The organism is Streptococcus mitis (genome assembly GCF_003942765.1).
GTDB lineage: Bacteria > Bacillota > Bacilli > Lactobacillales > Streptococcaceae > Streptococcus > Streptococcus mitis_BE.
The window spans coordinates 26,255-47,085 of the sequence record NZ_RJNW01000004.1; the positions used below are offsets into that span (position 1 = coordinate 26,255).

The 20,831-nt window shown below is 41.4% G+C and carries 23 protein-coding genes; 4 read left to right on the forward strand and 19 right to left on the reverse strand.

Annotation, left to right across the window (positions count from 1 at the left end; translation table 11 throughout):
- Positions 1 to 234: 234 nt before the first annotated feature.
- The 13 genes from infB to D8849_RS06760 all read right to left on the reverse strand — a co-directional run bounded on the left by infB (position 235) and on the right by D8849_RS06760 (position 11,753).
- Positions 235 to 3,027, reverse strand: coding sequence for a translation initiation factor IF-2 (gene infB / locus D8849_RS06685; RefSeq protein WP_125386583.1), 2,793 nt, complete (start codon positions 3,025 to 3,027; stop codon positions 235 to 237).
- A 16-nt stretch (positions 3,028 to 3,043) separates the two neighbouring features.
- Positions 3,044 to 3,343 (reverse strand): YlxQ-related RNA-binding protein, encoded by a 300-nt coding sequence (locus D8849_RS06690; protein ID WP_061369062.1) that lies wholly within the window; start codon positions 3,341 to 3,343, stop codon positions 3,044 to 3,046.
- Positions 3,336 to 3,629: an RNase P modulator RnpM gene (gene rnpM / locus D8849_RS06695; protein ID WP_000857562.1), complete on the reverse strand. Its 294-nt coding sequence runs from the start codon at positions 3,627 to 3,629 to the stop codon at positions 3,336 to 3,338. The genes D8849_RS06690 and rnpM overlap by 8 nt, the downstream gene beginning before the upstream one ends.
- A 21-nt stretch (positions 3,630 to 3,650) precedes the next feature.
- Positions 3,651 to 4,787 carry a transcription termination factor NusA gene (nusA, locus tag D8849_RS06700; protein WP_000032285.1) on the reverse strand — a complete coding sequence of 379 codons (1,137 nt, stop codon included), beginning with the start codon at positions 4,785 to 4,787 and terminating at the stop codon, positions 3,651 to 3,653.
- 43 nt (positions 4,788 to 4,830) lie between these two features.
- On the reverse strand, positions 4,831 to 5,310 hold the full coding sequence (gene rimP, locus D8849_RS06705) for a ribosome maturation factor RimP (protein WP_000338691.1): 480 nt from the start codon (positions 5,308 to 5,310) through the stop codon (positions 4,831 to 4,833).
- A 126-nt stretch (positions 5,311 to 5,436) separates the two neighbouring features.
- Positions 5,437 to 6,072, reverse strand: a complete 636-nt coding sequence (gene trmB / locus D8849_RS06710) for a tRNA (guanosine(46)-N7)-methyltransferase TrmB (protein ID WP_001266094.1) — start codon at positions 6,070 to 6,072, stop codon at positions 5,437 to 5,439.
- Positions 6,069 to 6,863: a cell cycle regulator CcrZ gene (gene ccrZ, locus D8849_RS06715; RefSeq protein ID WP_000363005.1), complete on the reverse strand. Its 795-nt coding sequence runs from the start codon at positions 6,861 to 6,863 to the stop codon at positions 6,069 to 6,071. The genes trmB and ccrZ overlap by 4 nt, the downstream gene beginning before the upstream one ends.
- A 162-nt stretch (positions 6,864 to 7,025) precedes the next feature.
- On the reverse strand, positions 7,026 to 7,637 hold the full coding sequence (locus tag D8849_RS06725; RefSeq protein ID WP_125386585.1) for a CPBP family intramembrane glutamic endopeptidase: 612 nt from the start codon (positions 7,635 to 7,637) through the stop codon (positions 7,026 to 7,028).
- A gap of 30 nt (positions 7,638 to 7,667) precedes the next feature.
- Entirely contained in the window at positions 7,668 to 7,916 is a 249-nt protein-coding gene (gene blpZ, locus D8849_RS06730) for an immunity protein BlpZ (protein ID WP_125386586.1), read from the reverse strand.
- A gap of 45 nt (positions 7,917 to 7,961) precedes the next feature.
- Positions 7,962 to 8,366, reverse strand: a complete 405-nt coding sequence (locus D8849_RS06735; RefSeq protein ID WP_125386587.1) for an immunity protein — start codon at positions 8,364 to 8,366, stop codon at positions 7,962 to 7,964.
- Positions 8,367 to 9,227: 861 nt separating this feature from the next.
- Complete coding sequence (locus D8849_RS10650; RefSeq protein ID WP_260467576.1) at positions 9,228 to 9,419, reverse strand: hypothetical protein; 192 nt, start codon at positions 9,417 to 9,419, stop codon at positions 9,228 to 9,230.
- Between the two features lie 233 nt (positions 9,420 to 9,652).
- Positions 9,653 to 11,002: a sensor histidine kinase gene (locus D8849_RS06755; RefSeq protein WP_125386590.1), complete on the reverse strand. Its 1,350-nt coding sequence runs from the start codon at positions 11,000 to 11,002 to the stop codon at positions 9,653 to 9,655.
- Positions 11,003 to 11,015: 13 nt separating this feature from the next.
- Positions 11,016 to 11,753, reverse strand: a complete 738-nt coding sequence (locus D8849_RS06760; RefSeq protein WP_125386591.1) for a response regulator transcription factor — start codon at positions 11,751 to 11,753, stop codon at positions 11,016 to 11,018.
- Positions 11,754 to 12,048: 295 nt separating this feature from the next.
- Here D8849_RS06760 and D8849_RS06765 point away from each other — a divergent pair, with 295 nt between their 5' ends.
- Entirely contained in the window at positions 12,049 to 12,378 is a 330-nt protein-coding gene (locus D8849_RS06765) for a helicase BlpT (RefSeq protein ID WP_125386592.1), read from the forward strand.
- Between the two features lie 60 nt (positions 12,379 to 12,438).
- Here D8849_RS06765 and D8849_RS06770 read toward each other — a convergent pair whose 3' ends face one another.
- Positions 12,439 to 13,488, reverse strand: coding sequence for an ABC transporter permease (locus D8849_RS06770; RefSeq protein ID WP_125386593.1), 1,050 nt, complete (start codon positions 13,486 to 13,488; stop codon positions 12,439 to 12,441).
- Positions 13,485 to 14,216 (reverse strand): ABC transporter ATP-binding protein, encoded by a 732-nt coding sequence (locus D8849_RS06775; RefSeq protein WP_050251578.1) that lies wholly within the window; start codon positions 14,214 to 14,216, stop codon positions 13,485 to 13,487. Before D8849_RS06775 ends, D8849_RS06770 begins: the two co-directional genes overlap by 4 nt.
- 67 nt (positions 14,217 to 14,283) lie before the next feature.
- Between D8849_RS06775 and D8849_RS06780 the strand changes: the two genes are divergently transcribed.
- The 3 genes from D8849_RS06780 to D8849_RS06790 all read left to right on the forward strand — a co-directional run bounded on the left by D8849_RS06780 (position 14,284) and on the right by D8849_RS06790 (position 15,730).
- Positions 14,284 to 14,694: an HIT family protein gene (locus D8849_RS06780; RefSeq protein WP_001278317.1), complete on the forward strand. Its 411-nt coding sequence runs from the start codon at positions 14,284 to 14,286 to the stop codon at positions 14,692 to 14,694.
- Between the two features lie 9 nt (positions 14,695 to 14,703).
- Positions 14,704 to 14,991 (forward strand): hypothetical protein, encoded by a 288-nt coding sequence (locus D8849_RS06785; RefSeq protein WP_000777754.1) that lies wholly within the window; start codon positions 14,704 to 14,706, stop codon positions 14,989 to 14,991.
- A 61-nt stretch (positions 14,992 to 15,052) separates the two neighbouring features.
- Entirely contained in the window at positions 15,053 to 15,730 is a 678-nt protein-coding gene (locus D8849_RS06790) for a hypothetical protein (RefSeq protein ID WP_080977203.1), read from the forward strand.
- Positions 15,731 to 15,790: 60 nt separating this feature from the next.
- On the opposite strand, the gene dnaJ is transcribed toward D8849_RS06790, so the two are convergent.
- From dnaJ to grpE, 4 genes are all read right to left on the reverse strand, one after another.
- On the reverse strand, positions 15,791 to 16,927 hold the full coding sequence (gene dnaJ / locus D8849_RS06795; protein ID WP_115903904.1) for a molecular chaperone DnaJ: 1,137 nt from the start codon (positions 16,925 to 16,927) through the stop codon (positions 15,791 to 15,793).
- 198 nt (positions 16,928 to 17,125) lie between these two features.
- Positions 17,126 to 17,758, reverse strand: coding sequence for a DJ-1/PfpI family protein (locus D8849_RS06800; protein ID WP_125386594.1), 633 nt, complete (start codon positions 17,756 to 17,758; stop codon positions 17,126 to 17,128).
- A 215-nt stretch (positions 17,759 to 17,973) separates the two neighbouring features.
- Positions 17,974 to 19,797: a molecular chaperone DnaK gene (gene dnaK, locus D8849_RS06805; protein ID WP_000034667.1), complete on the reverse strand. Its 1,824-nt coding sequence runs from the start codon at positions 19,795 to 19,797 to the stop codon at positions 17,974 to 17,976.
- A 478-nt stretch (positions 19,798 to 20,275) separates the two neighbouring features.
- On the reverse strand, positions 20,276 to 20,809 hold the full coding sequence (gene grpE / locus D8849_RS06810; protein WP_125386595.1) for a nucleotide exchange factor GrpE: 534 nt from the start codon (positions 20,807 to 20,809) through the stop codon (positions 20,276 to 20,278).
- Positions 20,810 to 20,831 lie beyond the last annotated feature (22 nt).

A 20,831-nucleotide genomic window follows, 5' to 3' on the forward strand; every position in this document is an offset into this window, starting at 1 on the left:
CTTTGAACCAAAAGCTAGGCCAGCAGACCTAGCTATTTTTAAACTTATTGATTTTCATTTCAAATTGAAACGAAGTTCAATTTGAAATCATCTGCTTCTTTTGCCGTGGTGAAAGTGATGGAACTGATTTATCAGTCCCATCACAGGGGATTTTTGAGACCCTAGGCTCAAAAATAAGCAATGAAACCATCGGTTTGCTTGCGTCCCTCACCACCTAAGAAAGGAGCAAAAATCTTATCGTTTAATTTCTTCCATGACGTAGGCCTCAATCACATCATCCATCTTGATATCATTGTAGCCATCGATCATCAATCCACCTTCACGACCGTTTGTCACTTCTTTGACGTCGTCTTTGTAGTGTTTCAAGCTTGCGAGTTCACCGTCATAGATAACGACACCATCACGGATAACACGGACTTTAGAGTCACGGGTAACCTTACCGTTGATAACCATGAATCCACCGATAGTTCCCACTTTAGACACCTTGAAGGTTTCACGAATAACTGCTTCACCGATAACTTTTTCTTCAAATTCTGGATCAAGCATCCCTTTCATAGCTTCTTCCATCTCTTCGATAACCTTGTAGATAATGCTGTGGAGACGGATTTCCACATCGTCAGCTTCTGCCTGTTGACGAGCTTGTGGTGTAGGGCGTACGTTGAAACCAACGATAAAGGCATTTGAAGCTTCGGCAAGAGTCACGTCTGATTCGTTGATAGCACCGACCGCAGAGTGAACGATGGTAACTTTAACACCTTCCACATCAATCTTCTGAAGTGAGGCAGAAAGGGCTTCAACAGAACCTTGTACATCGGCCTTGATGATAACGTTAACTGATTTTAGTTCACCAGCTTTAAGCGTATCAAAGAGGTTCTCAAGGCTGACACGTTGAGTAGCTTGACGTTGTTTCATAAGGGCACGTTTGGCACGTTCTTCACCTGCTGCACGCGCAGATTTTTCATCTTCGTAGACAGCAAAGTGGTCACCCGCCATTGGCGCTTCGTTCAAACCTGTGATTGACACTGGTGTTGATGGACCTGCTACCTTAACACGACGACCAAGGTCGTTGGTCATAGCACGGACACGACCGAAGGTGTTTCCGACAACGATTGGGTCTTGAACATTCAAGGTACCTTGTTGAACAAGAAGGGTTGCGACCGCACCTTTTCCTTTATCCAAGCGAGCTTCGATGACTGTACCGATTGCACGAACTGTTGGGTCTGCCTTAAGTTCTTGGATTTCAGCCACAAGAAGGACTGTTTCCAACAATTCTTCGATATTTTGGTTGAATTTAGCTGAGATTTCAACAAATTCAGAATCTCCACCCCAAGCAGTTGACATAACTCCATGCTCTGCCAATTCACCGATAACGCGTTCTGGGTTAGCACCTGGTTTATCAATCTTGTTGATGGCTACAATAATTGGAACGTTCGCTGCTTTTGAGTGGTTGATGGCTTCAATTGTCTGAGGCATAACCCCGTCATCTGCCGCTACGACCAAGATAGTAATATCTGTAACAGATGCACCGCGCGCACGCATAGATGTAAAGGCCGCGTGTCCTGGTGTATCAAGGAAGGTAATCTTCTTACCATTTTCCACGATTTGGTAGGCACCGATATGCTGAGTGATACCACCTGCTTCACCTGTCGCAACACGAGAGTTACGAAGGGTATCTAGGAGGGTTGTTTTACCGTGGTCAACGTGTCCCATGATAGTTACAACTGGTGGACGCTCAACTAATTCATCTTCATTGAGATAACCATCTTCGACAAAGAAACGTTCGATGTCGGCATTGTCCACTTCAACCTTTTGTTTGGCTTCGATACCATAATCCACCATGAGGAGTTCAATTGTTTCCCCATCCAAGGATTGGTTTTGTGTGGCCATGACACCCATCATGAAAAGTTTCTTAACGATTTCAGCTGGTTCACGTTTGATACGTTTTGCGATTTCCGCAACGGTCATACCATCTGTATATTCAAATTCTGTTGGCAATTCATGGAATTTACGTTCTGTAACAGGTTTTGGAGCCTGATTACGGTTGTTCTTGTTATTGCCTTTTTTGTTCTTTTTGTTGTTATTCCAGTTACTATTCTTTTGATTTCTCACTTGATTTTGACTACTTCGATTCTTTTGTTGTTTTCTAGGACCATCTTCTTCGTGATCATAATCATCACGTTCTTTGTCTGGTCGAGCTTGTTTTTTACGACGTGTATCCACTGGCGCTTCTTTAGCTACAGGAGCTGGTTCAACCACTGCTTGAACTTGTTGCGCTTGTTCAGCTAACTTAGCCACTTCTTCAAAGATTTCCTCTGGCTCCTTGCGTTTGTTAGCTTGGGCCAAGGCTTCTTTGGCAGCCTGAGTCTGCTTGAAACGTTCCTCACTTGAACGTGCGTACTCTGCATTTTGCTCTGCTTTTAGGGCTGCTGCACGGGCTTTAAAGTCAACACGTGGAGCCGCTTGATGTGGACGTTTGTCCTCTTGTTGACGACGCTCATTTCCACGATTTTGCTGACCTTGCTGTTTCTTAGCTTGGTCGTTAAAACGACGATTATCGCGCTTGCCTTGACCTTGTTTTCCACCATTACGGCCGTCGTTTTTCTGACGGTTTCCGTTTTGTTGTTGGTCACGGTTATTGCCCTTATTTTGCTTGCGTCGTTCTGCCTGCTCTTTGGCACGGGCTTCACGCTCAGCCTTAAAATTACGGCTTTGCGGTTTAGCTGCTACTTTTTCTGCCTTCGGAGCAACTGGCTCAGCCGGTTTTGCCTCTTCCTTAGCTACAGCTGGTTTAGCTGGTTCAGATTTCTCAGCTTTCTTTTCTGCACTTGCTTTTGGTGCTGCAGGTTTTGCTTCTGCTTTCGGAGCAGCTGCAGGCTTAAAGCTGGCAGCGATTTTTGCAGCGACAGCTTCTTCCACACTTGATGAGTGGCTTTTCACATCCAAGCCCAACTCTTTTGCACGCGCTACAACTTCTTTACTTTCTTTTCCAAGTTCTTTTGCGATTTCGTACAATCTTTTCTTAGACAAATCATGTCCTCCTCTTCTATTCCATAAGAGACCTCATTTTCTTTGTAAATCCAGCATCTGTCACAGCCAAAACCTTTCTCGATTTTCCGACTGCTATGCTTAATTCCAGTGTTGAAAACACGGTTACAATTTCTACTTGATAATAATGACTTTTATCTTGAATCTTCTTGGTCAGATTGGGTCCAGCATCATGGGCGAGAAAGACCAACTTGACCTTGCCGTCTTGAATGGCCTTGACCACCAATTCTTCACCCGATATGATTCGGCCTGCTCGCTGAGCAAGTCCCAAGAGATTGCTTATCTTTTGCTTATTCAAGTCCTAACTCTCTTCTTTTCACTTTGTGATCCACATAAGCGATCAACTCGTCATAAAAGCTTTCTTCCACTTCCATGCTAAAGCTGCGGTTAAAGACCTTCTTCTTTTTCGCCTCTAAGGCTTCTGCATTGTCTAGCTTGATATAAGCGCCGCGGCCATTGGCCTTGCCTGTCGGATCGATAAAGACTTGTCCTTCCTTGTTTTTAACAATGCGGAGCAAATCACGCTTATCAATCACTTCATTGGACACAACAGACTTGCGCAAAGGGATTTTTCTCGTTTTCATCTTTCCCTCCTCTAGCAGCTTTTATTCTTCTACAGTATCGTTTTCTGCTTCCAAATCTACCGAACCAGCTTCTTCCATGGCTTCAAATTCGCTAGCAGACTTGATATCGATACGGTAACCAGTCAAGTGAGCTGCCAAGCGAACGTTTTGCCCACGACGACCGATAGCAAGAGAAAGCTTGTTATCTGGAACAACCACCAAGGCACGTTTGCTGTCGTTTTCATCAAAGATAACTTGGTCAACTTCAGCAGGAGCGATGGCATTGTAGATAAATTCAGCTGGATCTGCTACCCACTCGATAACGTCGATATTTTCTTCGATTGGCACCATACGGTCGCTCTTGGCATCGTAGCGAGCTGGGTGGAATTTGCTAGTGATTTTCTTGATGTTAGCTCCACCACGTCCAACGATTGTTCCGATAGCGTCCACGTTTGGATTATGGCTACGAACGGCAACCTTAGTACGGTCACCAGCTTCACGAGCCACGCTCATGATTTCAACAGTTCCATCATAAACTTCAGGAATTTCTTGCTCCATCAAACGTTTGATCATTTCTGGATGGCTACGGCTAACAAAGACGTTGACACCGCGAGGGTTGTCTTCAACCTTGTAGACATAAACTTCAATACGATCATGAGAAGCAAAAACTTCTCCAGGAATTTGGTCTTGTTTTGACAATTGGGCTTCGATGCTACCGAGGTTGACATAGATAAAGCGGTTGTCAAAGCGTTCTACTGTACCAGACATGATTTCTTGCTCATGTTCTTTGTAAGTATTGTAAGTGATGGCACGTGTTTGCTTGCGCATTTTTTCCATGATGGTTTGTTTGGCAGATTGAGCTGCTACACGACCAAACTCAGCAGGTGCTTCTTCAAACTTGATTTTGTCACCAAGTTCATAGGCTGAATTAATGGCAAGAGCATCTTTCAAGCTGATTTCCAAACGGCTATCAAATACTTCATCAACCACTTCACGGACAGTATAAACGGTAAAGTCACCTGTTTTTTCGTTGAAGTCAATAGCTACGCTGTCTGATTGACCATAGCGTCTGCGATAAGCGGAACGAAGCGACTCTACTACTGCGTCGATGATATCTTCTTTTTTGATTCCCTTGTCTTCTTCCAAAATGCGGAAGGCCTCTAGCATTTCTTTACTCATGTTTTCTTCACTTTTGAATCCTCAAAAGCTATCCTTTCTTTTTCTATAATTTAACTGCTAAACGTGCTTTTGATACTAAACTGTATGGAATTTGGACAGTTTTCTTACGCGTCTTGTCCATATATTCCATGGTCAACTCGTCCTCTTCGAAGGCCAACAAGGTTCCTTCAAAGACCTTTTGCTTATCGATGGCTTGGTAGAGCCCGACATGGATGTATTTCCCAACAGCTCCAGCGACGGCATCCTTGGTTTTCAAAGGACGTTCCAAGCCTGGACTGGTGATTTCTAGGAAATATTGTTCTGGGAAGGGATCTGGCTTGATGGTGTCTAGGACAGGACTGATAATTTCTGTCAAGTCTGCCGTGTCGTTCAAGGTAATTCCTTCAGGTTTATCTACAAAAATACTGAGAATCATGTCACTGCCAATCTTTCCATACTCGATATCCACGAGTTCGAAAGGCGCTTGGATGACAGGTTCTACAACTTCTCTGACTAATTCTACGATTGTTGCGATTGCGTCCACCTCCTCATAAGCAAGAGGCGAAGATATTTCCCCGCCTCACTTTCTCATATTCTTACTCTTAGTATAGCACGTTTGCCAACTTATGTAAAGCAAAAGCACTTATACAGCCTGATTTCAGGCTATTTCTTAAAATTCTGCCTCAACTCGGTAGATAACTTGCCCCTTATTGGAGAATTTTTGCTCGTATTCTGTCATGACATTGCCTTCAAAATCACTGGCATGTAAATCAAGCCAGACACCATTGAGCTTCATGCCATACTGAGAAAAGCTCACTAGGCTGTACTCAAACAAGCCACGGTTATCCGTCTTGAAATGAATTTCTCCATTTTCAGGCAAGATACGTTTGAAGGTATCCAAGAAGGTCTTGTAGGTCAAACGACGCTTTTCATGGCGTTTTTTAGGCCATGGATCTGAAAAATTCAGATACAAGCGATCAATCTCACCGTCTTCAAAGTAGTCAGTCAAGTCAGAACCATCTACCCACAAGAGCTTGATGTTAGGCACTCCAACTTCAAGCACCTTGTCCAAAGCGTAGCTCAAAACAGACTTTTGAATATCAATCCCGATATAGTTGATATCAGGGTTTTGCTTGGCCATACCTGAAACAAAGGCACCCTTTCCACTTCCAACTTCCACATGAATGGGATTATCATTGCCAAACAAGTCCCGCCATTTTCCCTTGGCTTCTAAGGGATTGAGGACCACATACTGGGGATTTGCCTCTAGTAATTCTGTCGCCCCTTTACGATTTCTAACTCTCATCTTCTCTTTCCATACTTGTCTCGGAAGTGACGCAAGCCATGAATCTCCCGATTGACATTTTCTAAATCTTGGTTCATATAATACTTGGAAATCTGGCTCAAATAAGACAATTGACCGTACCAATATAATTTATTTAATACCGTTTGATTGTACTTGTAACCGTAGTAGGTCAACCATTCCTTCCACTGATGTTCTGGAATATAATGGCAGAGCATATGGGCCACATCAAACATGCGATCGGTCAAGCGAACCGAATCCCAATCTACCAAATAAATCAAGCCACTGTCTGTCTCAATCCAATTACTATGTCGTACATCTCCATGGACAATGGTCGCATAGTCCTCTCTAAATCCTGGAATAGTCTGACGTAAATCAGCCATCACTTCACTGATAAAATGATTTTTACGCAAAGCATCTGGAGCCGTTTCTTGCCAAGACTGTAGTAAATCTACAGGTGTTTCCATGGCATAGCCCAAACGACTCAACTGTGTCATCAACGGACGTGAGCGATGAAGACGGGTTAAGATATTGACAATTTGTTTACGATTCATATCATAGGGGGTCAATATCTTGCCTGTCAACCATTCTTGAGCACACATATCACGTCCATCTGCCAAACGGCGACTCCATAATAATTGTGGAGCAATTTGTTCTCTAGCTAGACCAGGTAGGATTGGAGAGGTGTTCATTTTTACAAAGATGCGCTTTCCATCAGGATAGCTACCCATATAAGCCTTGCCACTTTTCCCAGGTATGGGAGTCAGTGTTAGCTCATTATCACCCAAATCCATTTCTTTCCTCCGTATAAATTTTCCTTACTATTCTACTAGTTTTTGGCCTATTCGTCAACCGGTCCACACCCGATTCTCAAAGAAAAGCATCTCAATCGGCTCAGGCTATCATTATAACTTGAAAAAGGTAAGCACCATCTCCTACTTACCTTTTCATGATTTTTATAAATAATATAAGAGTGGCAAACTGTTGTAAAACATATGGACTAGAGTAGAAACCCACAAATTTTGGCTCTTTTTATAAGCAAAGCCCAGCAACAAGCCCCCGATTAGATAATAGAAAAACGAAGGGATATCATAAGGTTCATGCATAAAAGAAAAGAGAGAGGAAGTCAGTACAAGCCCTAACCAAGAATTGTCAAAAACCGCACCTTGAAGAAGTCCTCTAAATAGGAGTTCCTCCTGGATAGGTGCCAAAACTGTGGCACTTACAATAAAGGAAATCGAAAGTCCCTTACTAGCTTCCTCAAGATGTTGAGCCGAAGCACCAGAAACAACTGAGAAAAAGGCATGATAGCTAATACTTACCAGCACAGTGAGAAGAAAGATTCCAATGAACAGCAAGAGTTGTTTCTTGCTTAAAACCCCAAAAGAAATCATGTCAAACCATTTCGCATAGCCAAAACTAAGGAAAAGCAAGAGACTCTTTACAGCAATGAATGTGTACTGGTGTTGAAAATAATCTCCTTGATTGACGGAATATCCCGCTGCACCAACGATTGCAAAGACTAAAAATCCCAAAAACAAGGCATGACATTTATTGAAAATGGCCATAAAACTATCCTCCTCAACAAACAGACTTCCCTACACGTCATCCTTAAGCTCTAACCTTTCCAAAACAAACCATTTGAGTAACCAAAATCCGACCACATAGCCAGCCCCTAAGAATATAGCCATTAAAGCTAGCATGGAATTTAGGGAATTAAAGACCACCGCAGATACAAAGGTTAGCACAAAAACATTAAAGGCAATGGTGTCAGAAGCCAAGACCAGAATATAGGGCGTCAACCGGTCTAAAGTTTTGGAATCTAGGAAAAATAAGTGTTTATACATGATGACCTCCTCTTATCAGACTATAGACTAGCCGCAAGTTCTTCCCTACTTTTTATAATACTTCAAGCCCCAAATGAGCAGAAGCATGATGATAAAGCAGAGAATAGCGCCAATATAGGCAATTAATTGTTGATAGGATTCTCCCGCTGTGATACCTCTATACAAACAAATAATAGACATAAAACCTGTCAAGCCGATATACATAAGTTGATTGGTTCTAGGACTAACCAAATCATCATCTTCAAATTCTCTTATCCTCATTTCCCTAGTGAGGTAAACAGTAACCAAAATAGATGCCAAGTTAATCACCACTAAAAGAAATTGGAAAACCAAGGAAAAATTTAAAAACTGACGTGATAGAAATAGATAAGTAGAGACAAGTAAGGGCAACTGACCTAAGAACAATCTCGCAAGGAAGATGTTCCGTTTTTTAGCAAGAAAAGTTTTCATTTCTTTTCTCCTTTCTTTTTAGTTAAAGCAAAATAGATCACAACCGCGATCATATAGGCTATGGTATAAAATAGCTGATACCAATTACTTTCCCTAAGCGGATATAGAAAGATGGACATGATTAGATACAAGATAAAAATGACAAGTATTTTTTTCGTCATAAGATTTCCTCCTAAACGTGTGCTTTATCTTAGTTGAGCTAGAACCTTTACACTGCTAGTATAGCACTCATTTTATCCTTGGATCACTCAAATCATAAATGGTCATCAAAACATCTTGAATTGTAAAAAATTAAAAAAGCAAGCATGAAAAACATACTTGCTCTTTACACCGTATTGATACCAACTTAATTGCAGATTTTTTATCCTACTATCACATATCATTTTGACAGGCGAAACAATATTAAAGAAACTCCCCTGTAGATTAAACTAGCGATAAAAAATCTTTTTATCTAATTAGATCTATCTTTATTCTTCTTTGGAGATTTTAAAAATTTTTCCCTAATTAAAGAAGTAATAAAAGAAACAAACATACCAACAACAAAAACAATAAGAAAACTTTTGAAATCCATAACTACCTCCAAGTACAGCTCCTCTACATACAAGCTCAAGCCTTTAAGCAACCACAATAGCCAATTGTAACATTGTTTTTGCATTCACGAGGAATACCTCTTTTTACTTCCGTCTTATTACAACCTTAATACGGTTAGTATACTACTATTTTTTAAAATTTTCCATCCAAATCACAAATGGTCATCAAAACATCTTGAATTGTAAAAAATTTAAAAAGCAAGCATGAAAAACATACTTGCCCTATGGAAACTTAACAATGTGAAAATACAAAATAGAAAGCTATTCAGCCTTACTTCCGTCTGTTCTCATATATTCTCATAATCGCAACCAGGATACAGGCTGTCCCACCTGCCAAAACCAGGAGGGTAATGATAATGTTGAGGATTTCAGGCGTCCTCTCTATTCTGTTGACAAGACGGACTAAAGACAATACTGTCAATAAGAGTAAAGCTACTGCCCCTGTCCGAATTAAAGAAGCCATTCGGTTCTCAACCGCATATAAAAAGGATGGTAACATAACACAGGCTATAGCAATCACAAACAGATTGCTCCCTGTTTCTTCTCCCTTGTTCACCACGGAAATCATGAGAAGATTCGATGCTATAATCAACGTAGAACAGATGATAAAAAAGGATTTCTTATTCATATAGAACACCTCATATACTATAGTATTTTAATCGATGACTGCAGGCAGTACTTCTTTCCACAAGTCTTCTAATCATCAACCGACATCGAGTGAATCGTTAAAACCTGACGAAAGACTTGATTTTGACAGGTGGTATTTAGACTGGTATTAGGATGGCTTTCCACAATTTTCATGACGGTATAGAGACCAACTCCTCTCTCCTCCCCTTTAGAACTTGCTCCAAAGGAGAAGATTTCAGAAATATCGATGCCCTCTTCTTTGATGGAATTTTCGATGATAAAGGTCTCCTGTGCCCCATTTTTTAAAAAGGCGATTGAAACATGAGGTTGACAGGCTTCTACACTAGCTTCAATAGCATTGTCACAAAGGATAGACACAATGGTTAGAAAATCAAGCAAGCTCATCCCCTCTACCTGAATCTCCTCAGGAACTTCGACATTAAAGACAATCTTCTTATCTCTGGCTTTTAGAAATTTCCCTGCTAGAAGACTTTTGAGGGCACGGTCTCGAACATTCACCAATCTGCCCAGGTCATATTTATTGTCCTGCAATTTTTCACTAGAATCCTTTAAGACCGAGTCATAGACCTCTTTTATCTGCTCCATATCCTCCTCTTCAATGCCCAGACGTAAGCTGGTTAAGAGGTTAGTGTAGTCATGGCGAAAGCTCCGGACTTCCTTGTAAAGTTCCTCTATATGCCGACTATATCGCTCCATATCTCTGTAGCGCAAGGCCTGCTCTTGGTCCAATCTCTCATGGAGTTTGTCCTTCAAATAGGTATCCAGTTTCTTGATAATCCCCATAAAAAAGAGCAAGTAAAACACTAGAATCAGATGGCGAACAGTCGTTGATTGAATACCTTGTTCATATTCAAAGAAAGACAGACTTTGCATCACTAGATAATAAGCCCCCATTATCCAGTTAATCGTGGTCAGGGACTTTTGAAAACCTTTATCGAGAATCTCCTTTCTCAAGTTAGTGAAATCATAGTCCAACCATTTCAAAAAGACTAAAACTATGAAGCAAACGAATATCGTCATCAATAAAAAGATAGGATTGCTACCTTTATCTACAATTTCTTGTCCCCAAAATGGAAGCACAAAATAGGAGACCCCTCTATAAAAGAGATTCACCAATATCATTGGAAAGAGACCATAAAAGAAGAGGAGTTTTTTAGGAAGCCCTCTTAACAGTAAGAAAGACAAACCTATACCGTACAAGGGTTCCATAAAATAAGATAGATAATCATTTCCTACTATATAGCTAATCATTACAAAAACAACTGCCAAAAGTAGCTTAAAAAGAAAGGCCTTAAAAATTCTCTCAAAATTGAGACCAATTCCATCTACCTTAAAGAAAATAACAATTTTTAGCCCATTAGTAATAAGCGTATACAATAATAACCAAGCAATATTCATAAACTCTCCTAGCTCAATGCAAGTTATTGATAGCTTCAGATACTTCCCTGACCTTATAACGCGCGATTAGACAGCTTCCCCCATTGGGAAAGAAAAGAAGTTTTTCTTTCTTATCCAAACGAACTACATTGGCAGGATTGATGAGAAAAGAGCGGTGGCACTGCAAGAGACGAGGCTCCTGCTTGAAAACCTCCTCTAAACTCGCTGTAAATTCCAGCCTGTCTGTCTTGGTATAGAGAATAACACGATGGGCTCTGGGCGACGTTTCAAGGTAATAAACCTCTTTAAAAGGATACTGGAATTGGGCAAATTTTGATTTAAAGTAAAAACAATCTTCCGCCAGACTTTTACTATCTTGACTATTGGCATAAAGGAGGGCTGTCTCGATCCGAGATTCAAACTCCTCTGCTGACAAGGCCTTATCAATGTAGTCCAGAGCAGACACTTGGTAACGAAAAGACAGGGGCATAAACTCTGAGTGAGTCGTCACAAAGACGATGAGAGCATAAGGATCCCGATCCCGAATCTTTCTAGCCACTTCCAGCCCCTTCATCTCCTCATTTCGAATCTCAATGTCCAAAAAGAATAGCTGATGGACCCCCTTCTCATGCACCTCTGCCAGCAGTTGATCTGGCTTACCAAAGACCGCAAAAGAGCTGGGAGTGATATGATGTTCCTTCAAAAGTTTCTCAATCGTCGTTTCAATCCTAGTCTGTTGGGAAAAATCATCTTCTAAAACAAATATTCTCATCTTCTTACTCTCCTTGTTTCGATTTCTTCCTAAAAAGAGAATAGCAAAAATACTATGATACAAGTCCACCAAATCCTAAACAGGCCTTTAACGCTCCTGAAGGGTATCTTGTTCCTCAAATAAGCATGATAATCTTACAACTATTTTATCATAAAATCTTAACAGTACCATTCAGGAAATTTCAAGGACAATTAAAGATTTGATGGTGAAAAAGGAGATAAAAGTGGTAGACTGACAGTATCAAAACACAGTTGCTAGAAACAAGACTGGCACCCAGATTAAAGGAGGAATTCTCATGACAGATACAGACCCTATCAAAAGAGCTCAGACTTTGATTACTGACTTAAACCAAGCCTACCAAGCATGCAAACAGGCAACAGCTGACGATGTCCGCTTTCAGGAGCAATTAAACTCTATTCTTGGTTTTTTAGCCAAGGCTGAGACAGTGGATAATCGAGTCTTGATTGAACTGGAAAAATTTTACCAGACTTCCAGTCTTCTCATGGGACTCAGCGCTCTTGATCCAGATGCTCCTACTCGCGCCGCTTGGCGGGCCTATGACCGCTTCCACTTTGACCAAGTCAAGACCAAGTTGAACCTCTACGGGCCAACCATTATCTTGTAGAAAATAAAAGAAGTTGAGACAAACTGAACTCAACTTCTTTTTTGTTTCATATAAGCAATGTTAGTCCTGCATCTGACGTTTTACCTGATAAGGTAAGTACAAGACTAGTAAAACCAAACCTGCACCCAGCAAGGCTAGAAGGGCTAGTTTTTCTTGGAAGGTCACTAGGCCGACAACTAATTCCACAAGTAAAACAAAACTGGTCAATCCTCGGACTACAGCCTGCAAGCCTTTTTCCTTTTGCCCCTTGTCCAGTGGAAAGAGTTGGGTCAGATACTGGTAGTCAAAGGCATGATAGAGGGCCAGCAACTGGAAGAGCAAGAGGTAGTTAAAGAGAACCACCACTGCTGTCGCAATCCAAGCTTGCTCGATAAAGACCTGCGCCAGCAAGGAAAGTAAGAGCAGACGGAGACTGAGGGCAAAGAGATCTCCATTTCGTAGATAAGAACGCAGATAGAGATTTTGCCAAATCTTTCCAGGCACCTTCTGAACAGCCTTTAGGATAAAGTCCAGATAGGCACGACGCTTGACGCTGTTTGAAATTCCCTTGACCTGCGTAAAGAGAGCAAAGAAACGAAGCAAGACTTGCTTACGCTTGCTTTCTTGGGAAATGACATAGTCCCAGTCCAGTCCAGTTTCCGTAAAAAATTTGCTGGCCTTTTGACGAAAGAGGAAATATTTTCCTACCCCCAATAAAAGCACATAGACCAGAAAAACTGGCAAGCCATAACCCATTGCCAAAAATAAAGGCGCAAATAACAGCAAGAAAAGGGTCTGGACAAAGAGCCAAAAGGCTAGAGAAATGCCAGTTTGACGCTTGAGATGGAATTTGATTTCCTCTTCTCCAACTAAGAGAAAGAGCTTGTCTGGAGCCTCCATATAGGTGGCAATTCCTCCCCAAAGCAAAAGTAAAACAGAGGTAATTCCTACAAATAAAAGGATAGGCCAATGATTTTCAGGAAAATCTTGTAAGAGTTGACTGTACTGGTAGGCTAGAAAGCCCAGCAGAACAAGCAGGAACAAGACAAAGTGGTCATTGAGAACATAGCGCAGATAACCGACACACTCCTTACGAAAAGCCTGCTTTCTCCTTAAAAACAAGTCTTTCATAGCTCCTCCTCTTTGGTCAGAGCCAAGTAAATATCATTCAAACTAGCCTCAGGCATATCAAAGGCTTCGCGCAGTTGCAGGAGATTTCCCTTGGCACGCACCTCACCCTTGTGAAGAATGACAAAGGCATCACACATCTTCTCCGCCGAATCCAGCACGTGAGTACTCATGAGAATAGACTTACCCTTTTGCTTTTCCACTTCCAAAAGCTGAATCAAGTCAGCAATAGCCAGCGGATCAAGACCAAGGAAGGGCTCATCCACGATGAAAAGACTCGGATCCACCACAAAAGCACAAATAATCATGACTTTCTGCTTCATCCCTTTTGAAAAATGAACAGGGAACCAATCTAATTTCTGATCCAGACGGAACATTTTTAACAAAGGCTCCACTCTCTCAAAAGCCACTTTCTGCTCAATACCATAAGCCATGGCAACCGTTTCGATATGCTCTCTAAGGGTCAATTCCTCATACAGGCTAGGCGTCTCAGGAATGTAGCCAATCTGCTTGCGGTAGCTCGTTGCATCTTCTTGCAGGGTCAGACCATTGATATTGATAGAACCGCTATAAGGTGTCAACAGACCGATAATTTCATTAATTGTCGTTGATTTCCCAGCGCCATTGAGACCAATCAAACCAACTAACTGCCCACTTTCAACAGTAAAGGACACATCTTTCAAGACAGGGACATGAACATAGCCACCTGTCAGGTTTTTAATTTCTAACATATTTTCTCCAAATCTGGTATAATGTAGCTATATTATATCAAAATTCAATACAGTAGAGGTAGATTTTATGTCAGATTGCATTTTTTGTAAAATCATTGCAGGGGAAATTCCTGCTTCAAAAGTATATGAAGATGAGCAGGTTCTTGCCTTTCTTGATATCTCTCAAGTGACACCAGGACACACCTTAGTCGTGCCAAAGGAACACTATCGCAATCTTTTGGAGATGGACGCTACTAGCGCTAGCCAACTCTTTGCCCAAGTACCAAAAGTAGCTCAAAAAGTCATGAAAGCTACCAAGGCTGCTGGTATGAATATCATTGCTAACTGTGAAGAAATCGCAGGGCAAACCGTCTTTCATACCCACGTTCACCTCGTACCTCGCTACAGTGCGGACGATGACCTCAAGATTGATTTTATCGCCCACGAACCAGACTTTGACAAACTTGCTCAAGTCGCTGAAACCATCAAAAACGCCTAAGGAGTTGCCATGAAATTATCCAATCTACTGCTATTTGCAGGAGCTGCAGCCGGAAGTTATCTGGTCACAAAAAATCGCCAAACCATCACAGATGAAGTCTTGAATACCACTGACCGCGTTCAAGCTATCAAGGATGATGTAGATATTATCCAAAACAGCCTACAAATCATTGACCAGCAAAAAGAACTCATCAAGGAATACCAAGAAGACCTGACTTACAAGTTTAAGGTCTTGGAAAAAGATATCCAGACTAGACTAGCTGTGATAAAAGAAACACAGGAAATCGAAGATAAGTAAAAAGAGCCATGAACTTTCCTTAAATCTATTTTAGGTTGTCAGGGTCAAACAAAAAAGAGGAATGAAAATGAAACAGTTTTTTAAAATTCTGGCACAGATCATCCTAATCCCTTGTGGTTGCCTTAGCCTTCTTGCGGTCCTAGCATTTCTAGTACTGTTTTTTGCCTTCAGAGCCTCACCGATTGACATTCACAAGGGAAATAACGCCCTCAAACAAATCTTTACCTCCCTTGACATGCCTCCTAAGAAAGTAAAATCAAATGGAAGATATAAATACGAGGGTGGGGGCTTAAATTTTTATGTTACTTTCTCAGATGAGGTCATCAATAGCCATCCCGTCTTAAAAGAAAGTCCAAATCTCACCAAAAACCAACTCGAAGTCTATGTCCTACAGACTGGAGATATCTCCTACTATAAAGTAGGGGATAACTTGTTCAATCATGGTTTATTGCAATTTTTAAAGAAGGAAAGTAGGAATTATTTACAAGAAATCGGAAAGAAACCAAATCCTGATTACTCAGTTCTATATTGGAAGGATCAGGAAAGTCTAAAAAAGGGAATTGCATTCTATGAAAAAGCCTTGACTTTAGTGGATATTCAGGATAACTCTGCAATCAACCATATTGATACCGTTACCATTAAGCCTGGTAAAGAAGCGGAAATCAAGCAACTCATCCAAGATATGGATGCAGCTGGCTTGCTCAAGCAAAGGTCTGATAGAAAATCAGCCGATGAGTGATTGTTCCAATGCTAACATTACAAAGAATAAAGTAAAAAGAGCCCAACGGCTCTTTTTGTGTTATTCTCCTTCAAAGGCATCTTTAATATGGTCAAAGAAGCCCTTTTTCTTTGGATTGACTTTTAAATCACCTGCAGCTGCGAATTCTTTCAAGGCTGCTTTTTGGCGGTCATTCAAGCCTGTCGGTGTTACAACATTGACAGTAACGTATTGGTCACCAACCGCACCGCCACGAAGGCTCGGAGCTCCTTTGCCACGTAGGCGGAATTTCTTACCAGTCTGAGTTCCCTCTGGGATAACCAATTCAACATCACCGTGAACAGTTGGGATATCAACTGTATCACCAAGAGCTGCTTGGACAAAGTTGAGGTTGAGACTGTAGAAGATAGTCGTTCCTTCACGTTCAAACTTATCGCTGGCTTCCACAGAAACTACCACGTACAAGTCACCATAAGGTCCACCGTTAAATCCTGCTTCACCTTGACCAGCTAGGCGAATTTGTTGACCTGTTTCTACACCAGCAGGGATTTTCACATGTACGCTATGGGCTTGTTTTTCATGACCTGTTCCGTGACAGGTTGTACATGGATCTTTGATTTCTTTTCCGCGACCGTGACAGACATCACAGGTTACTTGACGACGCATCATACCAAGAGGAGTCTGCGTATCGACGTTAATGACACCAGCACCATGACAGCGTCCACAAGTGACTGGACTTGTTCCTGGCTTAGCACCTGAACCATTACATGTACTACAGCTTGCTTCACGATTGTACTTAACCTCTTTTTCAGCTCCAAAAATAGCTTCTTCAAAGGTCAAGTTCACACGATACTGGAGGTCATCCCCTTGGCGAGGAGCGTTTGGATTGCGCGAAGCACCGCCTCCGCCGAAGAAACTTGAGAAGATATCTTCAAAACCACCGAAGCCTCCTGCCCCATCGAAACCGCCGAAACCACCAGCTCCACCAAAACCACCGTTGGCACCTGCAGCACCGTATTGGTCATAGGCAGCCCGTTTTTGGTCGTCACTCAAAGTCTCATAGGCTTCTTGAACTTCCTTGTACTTTTCCTCAGCACCAGGCTCCTTGTTGATATCTGGGTGATATTTTTTAGAAAGCTTACGATAAGCCTTTTTGATCTCGTCTGCTGAAGCGTTTTTTGACACCCCCAGACGATCATAAAATTCAGTATTGTTCATACAAGATACCAAGACCGTAAAATTCGACTGAAAAATAGGAAATCTGACGCCGGAGCAATGCTCCTAGGCAGATTTATCTTTTTTCCGAGAATTTAGGTCGGGTTCAATTCCTTTCTTTTATATTGAGTAAGAAATTTGGGAACCCGTGTTCAATTTTCTGAACATCCTTGTTCCTTTCTATAATTTTCATGTAAATCTTTAGAAGCTGTTTTCTATACTTCGCTTCACTTGATCAAACTCTTCGTCTGATAGAGTAAATAACAAATCCTCTTCAGCGTACTCGTTTTTTTCTTTAAAATAGTTGTGCGTATTCTTTGCCAACCCTAAACTTAGAATCACTTTTCTTGCAAACTCTTGATGTGCAAAACCAATTGCCGTAATAATTTGTTTATCTTGCACAAGAACTTTCGGTTGAAAATTCTCACGTGGAAGAAATTCAAAATAGTCAAAGAAGTTTTGCCAAATTCCACCTGTAAATTTCGTCTCGTTCAACAAACCTGCTTTCGCCAATAAAAGAGGCGCTGAAGAAATAGCTGCAATTAGGATATCTTGCTCATTAAGACTTCTCAAAAACGAGATCAATTTCTCATCTTGTAGAGCAGGACCTATATTTACCATTCCTGGCAAAATCACACAAGAATAATCTTCTATACGGATTTGATCCAATGTTTTCGTCGGTTGACAGGGCAAACCATCCTCAGAGACCACCATCAAATGATCTGAAGCTACATAATCAATCGTGATATCAAAAGACAGAGCTAAAGTACTTGTTAAAGAGGCTATCTCATAAAGAGAAAAATTAGGATAAATGACACAAAGTACTTTTTTCATACGCAACATCCTCTATTTTATCGAAAAACAGAGGCTGGGTTGCAACCTCTGGATTTCTTCCTATCATTACGACGTTCGAGTTTTAAAAATCAAACTAGTAATGCTAAATCGAGCACTCCCTAACCTCTTGGTGAAAAAGATAAATCTTTCTAGAAACCAAAGTTTCTGCGTCAGATTTCCTATTTTCACTGTGAGGTTTTAACGGGCTTTGCATCTTATTTTTCAGTAAACTCTCCGTCTACGACGTCATCGCCTGCGTTTCCTGTTGCTTGTGCACCTTCTGCTCCTGCTTGAGCTTGTTGGGCTGCTGCGGCTTGTTCGTAAAGTTTAACAGCAAGTCCTTGAGCTTTTTCGTTCAACGCTTCAAGTTTTGCTTTCATTTCGTCCAAGTTGTTATCTTCTTGAGCTTTCTTAAGGTCATCGAGAGCAGCTTGGGCAGCATCACGTTCTGCATCGAAGCCTTTTCCTTCAGTTTCCTTGATAGTCTTTTCAGTTGCGAAGATAGCTTGATCTACTTCGTTACGAAGATCAACTTCTTCTTTACGTTTCTTATCTGCTTCAGCGTTAGCTTCTGCATCTTTCATCATGCGGTCGATTTCTTCGTCAGTCAAACCTGAGTTAGATTGGATCACAATTGTTTGTTCTTTTTGAGTTCCAAGGTCTTTGGCCTTAACAGATACGATACCGTTCTTGTCGATGTCAAATGTTACTTCGATTTGAGGAATTCCACGAGGTGCAGCTGGGATATCTGTCAATTGGAAACGTCCAAGAGTCTTGTTATCTGCCGCCATTGGGCGTTCACCTTGAAGAACGTGGATATCAACGGCTGGTTGGTTGTCTGCTGCAGTTGAGAAGACTTGTGATTTAGATGTTGGAATAGTAGTGTTGCGGTCGATGAGTTTTGTGAAGACACCACCCATTGTTTCGATACCAAGTGACAATGGTGTTACGTCAAGAAGGACAACGTCTTTGACATCACCAGTAATCACACCACCTTGGATAGCCGCACCCATAGCAACTACTTCATCAGGGTTTACTGATTTGTTTGGTTCTTTACCAGTTTCAGCTTTAACAGCTTCAACAACGGCTGGGATACGAGTTGAACCACCAACAAGGATAACTTCGTCGATTTCTGACAAGCTCAAACCTGCATCTGAAAGAGCTTGACGAACTGGAACTTTTGTACGTTCTACAAGGTCACGAGTCAAATCGTCAAATTTAGCACGAGTCAAAGTCATTTCCAAGTGAAGAGGTCCAGCCTCACCTGCAGTGATAAATGGCAAGCTGATTTGAGTTGAAGTTACACCAGAAAGGTCTTTCTTCGCTTTTTCAGCTGCATCTTTCAAACGTTGCATTGCCATCTTGTCAGTAGATAAGTCAATACCGTTTTCTTTCTTGAATTCTGCTACCAAGTGGTCGATGATTTTTTGGTCAAAGTCGTCACCACCAAGTTTGTTGTCCCCTGCAGTTGACAATACGTCGAAGACACCGTCACCCAATTCAAGGATAGATACGTCGAATGTACCACCACCAAGGTCAAATACCAAGATTTTTTCTTCTTTGTCAGTCTTGTCCAAACCGTAAGCAAGGGCTGCTGCTGTTGGTTCGTTAACGATACGTTCTACTTCAAGACCAGCGATTTTACCAGCGTCTTTTGTTGCTTGACGTTGAGCATCGTTGAAGTAAGCTGGAACTGTGATAACTGCTTTAGTCACTTTTTCACCAAGGTAGTCTTCAGCATAACCTTTCAAGTATTGAAGAATCATAGCTGAGATTTCTTGTGGAGTGTATTCTTTTCCGTTAGCAGAAACTTTTTCAGAAGTTCCCATTTTAGACTTGATAGAGATAACTGTATCTGGATTTGTAACTGCTTGACGTTTTGCAGCATCACCAACGATGATTTCGCCGTTTTTAAATGATACTACAGATGGAGTTGTGCGGTTTCCTTCTGGGTTTGCGATGATTTTGCTTTCAGTTCCTTCAAGAACTGCAACTGCTGAGTTTGTTGTACCTAAGTCAATACCGATAATTTTAGACATGTGTTTTTCTCCTTAAATTTTATATTCTATTTTCTTTTTGATACTCTTCTTAAGTGGCGGCGCCGTCAGAGCTTGACTTCGTCAATCTCTTTGACTAAACTTTGAGCCTAAGGTCTCAAAGTTTGCGCAAATAGCGCCACGGCGAAGAGTATCGTCTTTGGTTCGCTTCGCTCACTATTGCAAAGCCAAATATATTTTATCTTTCTTTCATAGTTTATTGTCGTTTCGGACAAGTTTTCTATTATGTAAATTGCGACACTAGGAGTCGAAATCGATTTTATTTCGACGACGAGTTAGTAAGGAGGCTAGGCAAACGCCATAGCGATTGCCGTTTTCTGACGAGTTGCTTTAGCTACCGTCAGAATTGCCTAATCGAACACGCCCTAAGCTCTGGGTAAAAAAGATAGATTTCCTTGTGTTCATCGAACACTTCGTCAATCTCCTATTTTTACTGTGAGCTTTTTACGGGCTTTGTATCTTAGTTGTACACCACTACCATTGCTGGGCGTAGGATTCGGTCATGGAGTTTGTAGCCTTTTTGGAAAACTTGAGCGATGGTATCTGCTGGGTGTTCATCGTCTGCTGGGAGAGTTTGGATGGCCATATGATAGTTATGGTCAAATTCGCCATCAGCTGCGATTTCTTCGATTCCTTCTTCTTTCAAAGCGTGAATCAAGCTTTCTTGCACCATTTCCAAGCCCTTCTTCACATCATCTGTCAAACCTTCAACTGCGAGTGCACGCTCAAGGTTGTCCAAAGAAGGGAGAATCGCTTTTGCCAAGTCTTGGCTACGATAACGTTGCAAGTTTTGACGCTCTTCATTGGCACGGCGTTGGATATTTTGCATTTCTGCATGAGCGCGAAGGTATTTATTTTCGAACTCATCTGCACGTTCATTCGCCAAGTCCAATTCAGACTTCTCAGGAATTGTTTCTTCTACCGTTTCCACAACTTCCTCTTCTTGAACTTCTTCTACTTCTTCATTTTTTATATCTTGGGTATCTTGGGCCATTTTCGCCTCCTTTAATGATTTC

Coding starts and splice junctions, on each gene's coding strand:
- rnpM (WP_000857562.1), bottom strand. CDS start 3,629: ATGAAAACGAGAAAAATCCCTTTGCGCAAGTCTGTTGTGTCCAATGAA.
- nusA (WP_000032285.1), bottom strand. CDS start 4,787: ATGAGTAAAGAAATGCTAGAGGCCTTCCGCATTTTGGAAGAAGACAAG.
- trmB (WP_001266094.1), bottom strand. CDS start 6,072: ATGAGAGTTAGAAATCGTAAAGGGGCGACAGAATTACTAGAGGCAAAT.
- ccrZ (WP_000363005.1), bottom strand. CDS start 6,863: ATGGATTTGGGTGATAATGAGCTAACACTGACTCCCATACCTGGGAAA.
- D8849_RS06725 (WP_125386585.1), bottom strand. CDS start 7,637: ATGGCCATTTTCAATAAATGTCATGCCTTGTTTTTGGGATTTTTAGTC.
- blpZ (WP_125386586.1), bottom strand. CDS start 7,916: ATGTATAAACACTTATTTTTCCTAGATTCCAAAACTTTAGACCGGTTG.
- D8849_RS06735 (WP_125386587.1), bottom strand. CDS start 8,366: ATGAAAACTTTTCTTGCTAAAAAACGGAACATCTTCCTTGCGAGATTG.
- D8849_RS10650 (WP_260467576.1), bottom strand. CDS start 9,419: ATGGCTTCTTTAATTCGGACAGGGGCAGTAGCTTTACTCTTATTGACA.
- D8849_RS06755 (WP_125386590.1), bottom strand. CDS start 11,002: ATGAATATTGCTTGGTTATTATTGTATACGCTTATTACTAATGGGCTA.
- D8849_RS06760 (WP_125386591.1), bottom strand. CDS start 11,753: ATGAGAATATTTGTTTTAGAAGATGATTTTTCCCAACAGACTAGGATT.
- D8849_RS06765 (WP_125386592.1), top strand. CDS start 12,049: ATGACAGATACAGACCCTATCAAAAGAGCTCAGACTTTGATTACTGAC.
- D8849_RS06770 (WP_125386593.1), bottom strand. CDS start 13,488: ATGAAAGACTTGTTTTTAAGGAGAAAGCAGGCTTTTCGTAAGGAGTGT.
- D8849_RS06775 (WP_050251578.1), bottom strand. CDS start 14,216: ATGTTAGAAATTAAAAACCTGACAGGTGGCTATGTTCATGTCCCTGTC.
- D8849_RS06780 (WP_001278317.1), top strand. CDS start 14,284: ATGTCAGATTGCATTTTTTGTAAAATCATTGCAGGGGAAATTCCTGCT.
- D8849_RS06785 (WP_000777754.1), top strand. CDS start 14,704: ATGAAATTATCCAATCTACTGCTATTTGCAGGAGCTGCAGCCGGAAGT.
- D8849_RS06790 (WP_080977203.1), top strand. CDS start 15,053: ATGAAAATGAAACAGTTTTTTAAAATTCTGGCACAGATCATCCTAATC.
- dnaJ (WP_115903904.1), bottom strand. CDS start 16,927: ATGAACAATACTGAATTTTATGATCGTCTGGGGGTGTCAAAAAACGCT.
- D8849_RS06800 (WP_125386594.1), bottom strand. CDS start 17,758: ATGAAAAAAGTACTTTGTGTCATTTATCCTAATTTTTCTCTTTATGAG.
- dnaK (WP_000034667.1), bottom strand. CDS start 19,797: ATGTCTAAAATTATCGGTATTGACTTAGGTACAACAAACTCAGCAGTT.
- grpE (WP_125386595.1), bottom strand. CDS start 20,809: ATGGCCCAAGATACCCAAGATATAAAAAATGAAGAAGTAGAAGAAGTT.